The following is an 8,437-nucleotide window of genomic DNA, read 5'->3' on the forward strand; positions in this document are numbered from 1 at the left end:
GTCCGCCTCACTCGTTAACGGCGAGCGGCGCGCATTGTTCCGGGCAAGCCGGAAGGGAGCTGCATCCCGCCATGCGGCCCGGCCATCGCGGGCAGGCCGGCCTGGCCGGCCGCGAGGCGGCGCACGTGCTCCCGGCGTTCCTCGGCCGAACCCAGGGCCGAGAGCCGGGCAACGCAGGCCTCGAGCGCGGGCAGGCTGCGCCCGGCCTCCCTCGCGGTGAGGCGGAGCCCCAAGGCCGTGGCCTCGCCCTCTCCGAGCATCTGCGCGAAGGGGCGCAGGGCGCTGTCGAAGGGCGCCTGCGCGCCGGAGAGCCTGGCGCGGATGCCTTCCGCCATGCCGCCGGGCGCGCGGCCATCGCTGCGGCAGGAGGCGTGGACGCGGGCCTCCGGCACCCGCAGCACCCGGTGCCCCGCCTGCCGGAAGCGCGCCGCCAGCGCCCGGTCCTCGCCGCTGGGCAGCTCGGGAAAGCCCCCCAGCGCCGAGAGCTCCGCCACCCGGAACCCCATGTTGGCCCCGCCGATGTCCATGTCATGCGCCTCGCCCGGCGCATGCCGGCCCAGCAGCAGGTGGAAGCGACGGGTGAGCAGCGCGTAGCGCAGCTCCAGCGGGTCGGGGTGCGACACCGGGGTCAGGGGCTCCGCGGCGGGCAGGATGGCCCCGCAGGCGGCCGGCGCCCGCGTGAGCGCATCCGCCAGCGCCGCCGCCCAGCCCGGGGCGGTGATGCAATCCGCGTCGGTGGTCAGCAGCAGGCGCAGCTCCGGGCAGCATTCGCGGGCCACCTCGAGGCCGATGTTGCGCGCCCGCCCCACGCCGCCCGTCCCCGCGGTGCAGGCCACCACCCGCTGGCCCGGCCCGGCCAGCGCCCGGGCGAGCGGCACGGTGGCGTCGGTGCAGTCGTTCGCGATCACGAAGACCGCCGGCAGCGCGCCGCCGGGCAGGCGCTGGCGCGAGAGCGCGGCGAGGCAGGCGGCGATGCGCGCCTCCTCGTTGCGCGCCGGCACCACCACGGCCACCCGCGCCCGGGCGAGGGCGGTGGAGGCGGCACCGGGGGCGGGTCCGGCCGGCCGGCTCACGCGCCCCCCCGGCCGGGGCGGCGGATGTCGATGCGGTAGTCCGGCTCGATGTGCAGGCAGGCCCAGCCGCCGGGCAGGTGCGCCTCGAAGAGCGCCTGCGCCTGCGGCCCCTGCAGGGCGTTGCCGCTCTCGCCGCACCAGTTCACCGCGAGCACCCAGGCCTCGGGCCAGCGCGCGGAGACCTGCGCCGCGAGACGGGCGATGCCCCCGGCATCGAGGAAGTAGAGCACCTCGGAGAGGATGATCAGCTCGAAGGGCCCGCCCGGCGGGTCATCGGGCAACTCGTCGGGCAGCAGGCAGCGCTCGAACCGCGCGCCGGGCACCGCGCTGCGCGCCGCCTCCAGCGCCCGCGGCACCGCGTCGATGCCGGTGTAGTGCCGGCACAGCGGCGCGAGGTGGCGGGCCAGCGCGCCGTTGCCGCAACCCGCCTCCAGCACCGCGCCCCAGCGCCGGAAGGCCAGCGCCTGCCGGGTGCGGGCGAATTTCGCCTGCTCGTAGGCGCTGTGACGGAAGTTCCACGGGTCGTCCGTCTGCGCGTAGAGCGCCTCGAGCGCGGGGAGGGCCACGCCGCTCACCGCGCCGCCTCGTAGAAATGCTCGTCCTGCTCGAGGAACAGGCGCATGAAGCCGCGGGGCATCTCGAACCCCTCGGCGGCGCCCTCCACCACGCGGCCGCGCTGGCTGCGGTGCGCGGCCAGCGCATGCGCCTTGCGCCGTCGCGCCGGCGCCACGGCCAGCCGGTGGCGGATGGCGGCACCGGGCAGCACCGGGCGCTCGGGGGTCTTCCAGCGCGACCAGACCGGGTAGAAGAACAGCCGCAGCCCGAGGCGCGCGGCCACCCGGCGGGCAAGCGCGGCGGTGGCCTGGTGGTCGCAATGCGGGTCGGCCGCGGCGGTGGCGAAGAGATGCCGCGCGCCGAGCCCCTGCGCGAGGTCGCAGACCCGGTCGACCAGCGCCTCCGAGCAGCGCAGGCGCGTGTCCGGCGCACCGAGGCAGCTCACGTCGGCCGCGCCGCCGCCCAGCCGGGCCACGGCGGTGCGCAGCTCGTGCGCGCGCAGCCGGGCGAGCCGCGGCCCCGGCCAGTCCGGCGCGCCGGTGTGCGAGGCGGCGCCGTCGGTCATGCAGGCCACATGCGCCCCCGGCCCGGCAAAGGCCGCCGCGAGCAGGGCGCCGCAGCCCAGCGTCTCGTCATCGGGATGCGGGGCGAGCACCAGCACCGGCGCATCGCCCAGCAGGCAGGCGCGGCAGCAGGGCTGCCCGCAGTCATGCGTGCTCATTCCAGCCCTCCCGTCAGCGGCAGGCCGGAGAGGAAGTGATGGTGCGCGACCCGGCGCAGGAAGGCGTCGCGGGCCACCTGGCGCATGTAGGCGGCCAGGTCGCGGGCCATGGCCCCGGCGGGGCTGTCCTGCCGGAACATCTCGAGGCCGAGGCTCTGCTCCACGGCGGGGATGGCGGCGAGGCCCAGCTCCTCGGTGAGCAGCCGGCAGGCGGCGGAGGCCACGGCCGCGCCCTCCGGGTCGGCCTGCCCGGCCGGCCCCTCGGCGTGCTCGGCCGCCGCGATCACGGCGGGCAGGGCGGCGCGGGCGCGGATCAGCACCGGGGTGAGGCGGATCAGGTGCGGCTCCGCCTCCATCTGGCCGCGGGCATGCAGCACCCGGGCCGCCCGCTCCAGCAGGCCCAGCGTGCCGCCGAGCTGCAGGGCCGCTATGCGCCAGGTACCGCCGACGAACCACGGCTCGCGCATGTAGTCGCCCGGGGCGCCCAGCAGCGCGTCCGGCCCCGCGGGCAGGCCCTCGCAGTCGAACCCGCCGGAGCGCGAGGCCTGCATGCCGCTCATCTCCCAGTCCTGCGGGCGGTGGCGGGCGGGGTCCCGGGCATCGACCAGCACCAGCCGCTGGCCCTCCCGCGCGCCCGCGCTCACCAGCGCGACATCGACCACGCCCAGCCCGGAGGCATAGCGCTTGTCGCCCGCCAGCCGGCCGTGCCGCAGGGTGACGGGCACGGGGCCGTCGGCCCCCCAGACGCCGAAGAGCGCCCCGCGCCGGGTGGGGCCGGTGCAGGACGCGAGCTGCTCCGGCGTGCCGAGGCGGCGGATGAGCGTGAGGGCGTTCACATGCCCCTCCGCGAGCCGCGCCAGCGACAGGTCGCGCGCGGCGAGCCCGGCGAGACGCCGCGCCACACGCTGCGGCGGCTGGCGGGTGAGGCTGTCCAGCGCGCCGTCGCGGGCCATGGCCCGGATGCCGGCGAGGGTGGGGTCGGGCGGCGGCGCCTCGCGCAGCCCGGCGTCGGCGCTGCTCATCGCGCCCGCTCCGCGGCGCGGCCGGGGGAGAGGCTGGTCGGGGGGCAAGTTTCGGGCATCCTGGTCTCCTCGGTGCTGCGGCTCCGGCCTCGGCGGGGCGCGAGACATGAAGGTGAACAGTTTCGGTCCGCTCGCGTTCCGCGCCGCTCGGCGGAAAACGCGAATTCCCCGGCGGGGGGGCGGCGGGCCCCGTGTGTCCGCCGCCCCGCCCCCTCGGCGCAGGGCGACACGAGCGCGCGGGCGCGCCCGCGCCCTCCGGCGTGGCATGGGTGTGGCACGGGCGTGGAACGGAGGCGCGCGCCCGCGGTGAGTGCGCGTGCGCCCCGCGTGCCGCGCCGCCCGGGAAGGCGCGGCGCGGCCGGCGGGGCGCGACCCGGCCGCGCTGTCCCGGCCGGGCCTGTCCGGGACTGCCCGGGGGCGGGCGGAAAGGCGGGTGCATCCCGCCCGCCCCTGCCGGCCTCAGCGGTCGGGCAGCTTGTAGGCCACGATGTAGTCGCCCGTCGGCGTCTCCATGAAATGGTGGCCGGTGGCGGCGATCAGCACGTATTGCGTGCCGTCCACCTCGTAGGTGATCGGGTTTGCCTGGCCGCCCGCGGGCAGCACGTCCGACCAGAGCGTCTCCCCGGTGTCGATGTCGATGGCGCGGAACAGGTTGTCGGTGGCCGCTCCGATGAAGACGAGCCCGCTCTGCGTGATCACCGAGCCGCCGTTGTTCGGCGTGCCGATCTTCATCGGCAGGCCGGAGGGCAGGCCGAAGGGGCCGTTGCGCCGCGCGGTGCCCAGCGGCTCGTCCCACAGGGTCTCGCCGGTTTCGAGGTCGATGGCGCGGATGCCGCCGTAGGGCGGGCTGGTGCAGGGGATGCCGGTGACATCGTTGCGCCAGCCGGCGTTCACGTCGATGGCATAGGGCGCGCCGGCCTGGGCATCGCCCGCGCCCTCGGCATTGGTGCCGCCCTGCGCGCCGGGGCGCTTGTCGTTGATCGGCCGCAGGCCGCGCGCGTCGGCCTCCTCGCGCGGGATCAGGCGGTTGAAGTTCGGCACGTCGTTGTAGTTGGCCACGATCACGCCGCGCTGCGTGTCCACGGCCACCGAGCCCCAGTCCGAGCCGCCGTTGTAGCCGGGATACTGGATCCAGCGCCGCTCGGCCGAGGGCGGGGTGAGGTAGCCCGCGTATTCGGCGAGACGGAACCGGATGCGGCACCAGAGCTGGTCGATCGGGGTGAAGCCCCACATGTCGCGGCCGGTGAGCTCGGGCTCGCGCAGCACGTGCCATTCCGAGACGGGCTGGCTTTCGGCGATGAACTCCGGCTCCACGTCGCCCGTGGTCGGCGCCTCGACCTCGCCCACCGGGGTGAGCGGCGCGCCGGTCTCGCGGTCGAGGATGTAGAGATCGCCCTGCTTGGAGGGCAGCAGCAGCGCGGGCACCGGCGTGCCGTCGGGGCCGGGATAGTCGAGCAGGGTGGGCTGGCTGCCCAGGTCGTAGTCCCACACGTCGTGGCGCACGGTCTGAAAGTGCCAGACCGGCTCGCCGGTGAGCACGTCGAGCGCCACGAGCGAGGTCGCCCAGCGGTTCTCCGCCTCCGAGCGGTTCGAGCCGTAGTAGTCGACCGAGGAGTTGCCCATGGGCAGGTAGACATAGCCCAGCTCCTCGTCGGCCGCGGCGGTGGCCCACATGTTGGGCGTGCCGCGGGTGTAGACCTCGCCTTCGGGCGGGCCGTCGGCATTGTCCGGGTTGCCCAGGTCCCAGGCCCAGAGGAATTCGCCGGTCACCGCGTCGAAGCCGCGGATCACGCCCGAGGGCGCGTCCTCGGCCTGGCCGTCCTTCACCTGCGCGCCGGTCACGATCACGCCGCGCACCACGGCGGGCGGGGCGGTCACCGCGTACCAGCCGGGCACGCGCTCGCCGATGTCGGTCCACAGGTCGACCATGCCGTTCTCGCCGAACCCCTCGCAGGGGGTGCCGTCGGCGAGGTCCACCGCCACCAGCTTCGCGTCGATCGTGCCCTCGATCACCCGGCTCTTGCAGGGCGCGTCCGCGGGCAGCTCGGGCGCCGTGTAGGCGCTCACCCCGCGGCAGGAGGCGGAATAGGGAATGGCCTCGTCCGGCACCCCGGTGTCATAGCGCCAGTTCTCCTCGCCCGTGGCGGCGTCGATGGATATCAGCACGTTCTTGGCCGAGCACATCACGAGGGCATCGCCGATCTTCAGGGGTGTGGTCTCGGCGGCATACTTGCCCTCGGCCGCCTCGCTGGGCATGTCGCCGGTGCGGTAGACGAAGGCGCGCTCCAGCCCGGCCACGTTGTCGGGGGTTATCTGGTCGAGCGGCGAGAAGCGCTGCGCGTCGGCGCCGCCGCCGTAGAAGGGCCAGTCCCGGCCCACGTCGGGCTGCGGGCGCGGCGCGCGGTCTCGCGCGGCGCGGTCCCCGGGCGGGGTCCGCGCGGCAGCCGGCGCGTCGGGGGCGGCCGGTTCCTGCGCCTGCGTGCCATCCCCGGCGGGGGAGGCGTCCTGCGCCAGCAGCTCCGGGGGCGCAAGGGCGAGGGCGAGCAGCGCGGCCGTGCCGCAGGCCGCCGCGCGGCCCGTGAGGCGATTGCCTGTTACGGGATTGATTGACATGCGGGGTCCTTTCACTGTGCGGTGCCACGGGCAGGGGCGCGCCGCCGGCCGAGCGCGGGCAGCATCACCAGCATGGCGAGCAGGATGACCGTGGGGGCCACGAGGCGCGGCACCTGTGCCCACCAGTCGGTCCCCACTTCCCAGAAGGCCCAGGCCACGGTGGCCAGCCAGACCAGCAGGTAGAGCTGCAGCGCCGCCATCTCCTGGCGCCAGAGCAGCACCGCGACGAGGACGAGCCCCAGCCCCGCGGGGGCGTAATACCAGCTGCCGTCCAGGGCGATCAGCCAGATGCCCCCTGCCGCCAGCACGAGGCCGATCAGCGCCAGCACCGCGGCGAGGCAGCGGGCGGCGAGGCGCCAGCCCCCCCGCCGGGCCTGGCCCCGGCTCGCGGCGGTGTCCGCTGTGGTTGCATGTGTCATCGGAAGCTCCTTTCCCGGGCAGGCTCCCGCTGCGCGACGAGCCGCCCGCTTCCGCCGGCCGGGAAAGCCCCGACGCGCAGGCCGCCTGTCACCAGCGGAAAGCCGGTTCTTGCAGACGACTCCCGCAACAGGGGGCCGGCGGAAATGTTCCCGGATTTTCCCGCAGGCCGCGCGGAACGATGCGATGCCGGGGCGGGTTGTCCGGGCACGGCGGCGCACCCGTGCCGCGCCGGAGTGCGCCGGGCGGAGGCTGCCGGGGCGCGGCCCTGACAGGGCGCCCCAACCGCCGCCTTCCGCGGGCCGCCGCGCCGCCCGCAGGCGCCTCCGGCCTTCCCACATGCCCCGCCGCCTGCGGCCGGGCTCCGGAACACGGGCCCCCCGCCCGAGAGGAGAGCTTCGCGAATGTCAGCCCTGACAGAGATGCCCCGCCTGCGCGGCGACCGGACGCTCCAGCTCCTGCGCGACCCCTACCGCTTCATCTCCGGCCATTGCGACCGGCTCGGCAGCGAGGGTTTCCGCACCCGGCTCATGCTGCGCCCCGCGCTCTGCCTGCGCGGGCCGGAGGCGGCGGCGCTGCTCTATGACGGCTCGGCGCCGCTCACCCGGCGCGGCGCGATGCCGGGCACCGTGCTGCGCCTGCTGCAGGACAAGGGCAGCGTGCAGCAGCTCGAGGGGCCCGCGCACCGCCGGCGCAAGCAGCATTTCCTGCCCGCCCTCACCGATCCCGGGAGCCTCGGCCGGCTGCGCGGCCTCTTCGCCGGGGCCCTGCACCGCGAGCTGCCGGCCTGGCAGGCGCGCGGGCGGGTCGATCTGCCGGTCGACATCGTGCCGCCGCTGGGCCGGGCGACCTGGGAATGGTGCGGCCTGCCCGCGCCGCCGGAGGATCTCGACGAGATCTCCTCCCGCCTCTTCGACATGAGCGACCGGGCCGGCCGGTTCGGCCCCCGCGCCTGGTGGGCGCTGCTGCGGCGGCGCGGGCTCGAGCGGCGGCTCGCCCTGATGGTGGAGGCGATCCGCGAGGGCCGGCTGCCCCCGGTCACATCGGGTCCCGCCGCGCCCCTGCTCGCGCTCGAGCAGGCGCCCGGCACGCCGCTGCGCTCCTGGCTGGTGGCGGTGGAGCTGCTGAACGTCCTGCGCCCCACCCTGGCCGTGGCGCGCTACATCGCCTTCGCCGCCGATGCCCTCGGGCGGGCGCCCGAGCTCGCCGACGCCTTCGCGGCCGGCGATGAAAGCGACCTGCCGGGCTTCGCCGAGGAGGTGCGCCGGCACTATCCCTTCTTCCCCTTCACGGCGGCCGTCACCCGCGGCCCGGTGCGCTGGCAGGGGCACGACATCCCCGAGGGCCAGTGGCTGCTGCTCGACCTCTACGGCACCCTGCACGATGCGCGGAACTTCCCCGACCCCGACCGGTTCGACCCCCGCCGGCCGATCTCCTGGCAGCGGCAGGACAACCGGTTCATTCCGCAGGGCGCGGGCGATGCCGCGGCCGGGCACCGCTGCCCCGGCGAGGCGGTGGCGGTGGAGCTCATCTGCGAGGCGGTCCGCTTCCTCACCCGCGATCTGCGCTGGGTCTGCCGCTCCGAACCGCTCGCGCGGCCGGGCAGCAGGGTGCCCGCCGGTCGCCGGCACGCGGTCTCGCTCCGCCCCGGGTGATCCGCGCCAGGCACGTCGCCCCCGCGCCACTGGCCCGCACCGCGCCCCGGCCCGGCGATCACACGCGCCGCCCATCCCGACGGCACGGCCCCCGCCGGCCGGCCCGGAAGGGCGAAGGAGACCTGCCCGCCCACGCCGCCTCTTCCATCTGCCGCGCACAGATCCGGGGTCGGCCGTATCGGGCCGGGCGGGCGTCGCCCGGTCGCCGGTGTGCGTTGCGCAGTTCAGGGAAGAGAGCCCGGGTGAAGGCGCCCCGCGAGGGATGGCGCGCGCCACATCCGGCGGCCCGGGGCGTTCCTGCGGGGTGCGGCTGGCCCGGCCCCTGCGGGGGCCGGGAAGCGGGGGAGCCGCCGCCGGCGGGGATTGGCCGGCGGCGGTTCC

At 76.3% G+C, this 8,437-nt stretch carries 7 protein-coding genes; 1 reads left to right on the plus strand and 6 read right to left on the minus strand.

Features of this window, described 5'->3' with window-relative positions:
* Nucleotides 1-14 precede the first annotated feature (14 nt).
* The 6 genes from D3P35_RS14870 to D3P35_RS14895 form a co-directional block, all read right to left on the minus strand.
* A complete protein-coding gene (locus D3P35_RS14870) occupies nt 15-1,073 on the minus strand; it encodes a glycosyltransferase family 2 protein (RefSeq protein ID WP_198670629.1) in 1,059 nt (352 codons plus the stop codon).
* Nucleotides 1,070-1,648 (minus strand): SAM-dependent methyltransferase, encoded by a 579-nt coding sequence (locus D3P35_RS14875; protein WP_118135527.1) that lies wholly within the window; start codon nt 1,646-1,648, stop codon nt 1,070-1,072. The genes D3P35_RS14870 and D3P35_RS14875 overlap by 4 nt, the downstream gene beginning before the upstream one ends.
* Nucleotides 1,645-2,349 (minus strand): PIG-L deacetylase family protein, encoded by a 705-nt coding sequence (locus tag D3P35_RS14880; protein ID WP_118135528.1) that lies wholly within the window; start codon nt 2,347-2,349, stop codon nt 1,645-1,647. Before D3P35_RS14880 ends, D3P35_RS14875 begins: the two co-directional genes overlap by 4 nt.
* Nucleotides 2,346-3,371: an acyl-CoA dehydrogenase gene (locus D3P35_RS14885; protein ID WP_118135529.1), complete on the minus strand. Its 1,026-nt coding sequence runs from the start codon at nt 3,369-3,371 to the stop codon at nt 2,346-2,348. Before D3P35_RS14885 ends, D3P35_RS14880 begins: the two co-directional genes overlap by 4 nt.
* A gap of 459 nt (nt 3,372-3,830) precedes the next feature.
* The gene (locus tag D3P35_RS14890; RefSeq protein WP_118135530.1) at nt 3,831-5,984 is read right to left on the minus strand and encodes a pyrroloquinoline quinone-dependent dehydrogenase; all 2,154 of its coding nucleotides are present in this window, start codon (nt 5,982-5,984) and stop codon (nt 3,831-3,833) included.
* 11 nt (nt 5,985-5,995) lie between these two features.
* Nucleotides 5,996-6,403, minus strand: coding sequence for a glucose dehydrogenase (locus D3P35_RS14895; protein WP_118135531.1), 408 nt, complete (start codon nt 6,401-6,403; stop codon nt 5,996-5,998).
* Between the two features lie 402 nt (nt 6,404-6,805).
* Here D3P35_RS14895 and D3P35_RS14900 point away from each other — a divergent pair, with 402 nt between their 5' ends.
* Nucleotides 6,806-8,056 carry a cytochrome P450 gene (locus D3P35_RS14900; protein WP_118135532.1) on the plus strand — a complete coding sequence of 417 codons (1,251 nt, stop codon included), beginning with the start codon at nt 6,806-6,808 and terminating at the stop codon, nt 8,054-8,056.
* Nucleotides 8,057-8,437 lie beyond the last annotated feature (381 nt).

Origin of the sequence: Oceanicella sp. SM1341 (assembly GCF_003448965.1) — a bacterium.
Classification (GTDB): Bacteria; Pseudomonadota; Alphaproteobacteria; order Rhodobacterales; family Rhodobacteraceae; genus Paroceanicella.

Excerpts from the sequence above, each read along its gene's own strand:
- D3P35_RS14885 (WP_118135529.1), bottom strand. The coding sequence starts at position 3,371 with ATGAGCAGCGCCGACGCCGGGCTGCGCGAGGCGCCGCCGCCCGACCCC.
- D3P35_RS14895 (WP_118135531.1), bottom strand. The coding sequence starts at position 6,403 with ATGACACATGCAACCACAGCGGACACCGCCGCGAGCCGGGGCCAGGCC.
- D3P35_RS14880 (WP_118135528.1), bottom strand. The coding sequence starts at position 2,349 with ATGAGCACGCATGACTGCGGGCAGCCCTGCTGCCGCGCCTGCCTGCTG.
- D3P35_RS14900 (WP_118135532.1), top strand. The coding sequence starts at position 6,806 with ATGTCAGCCCTGACAGAGATGCCCCGCCTGCGCGGCGACCGGACGCTC.
- D3P35_RS14890 (WP_118135530.1), bottom strand. The coding sequence starts at position 5,984 with ATGTCAATCAATCCCGTAACAGGCAATCGCCTCACGGGCCGCGCGGCG.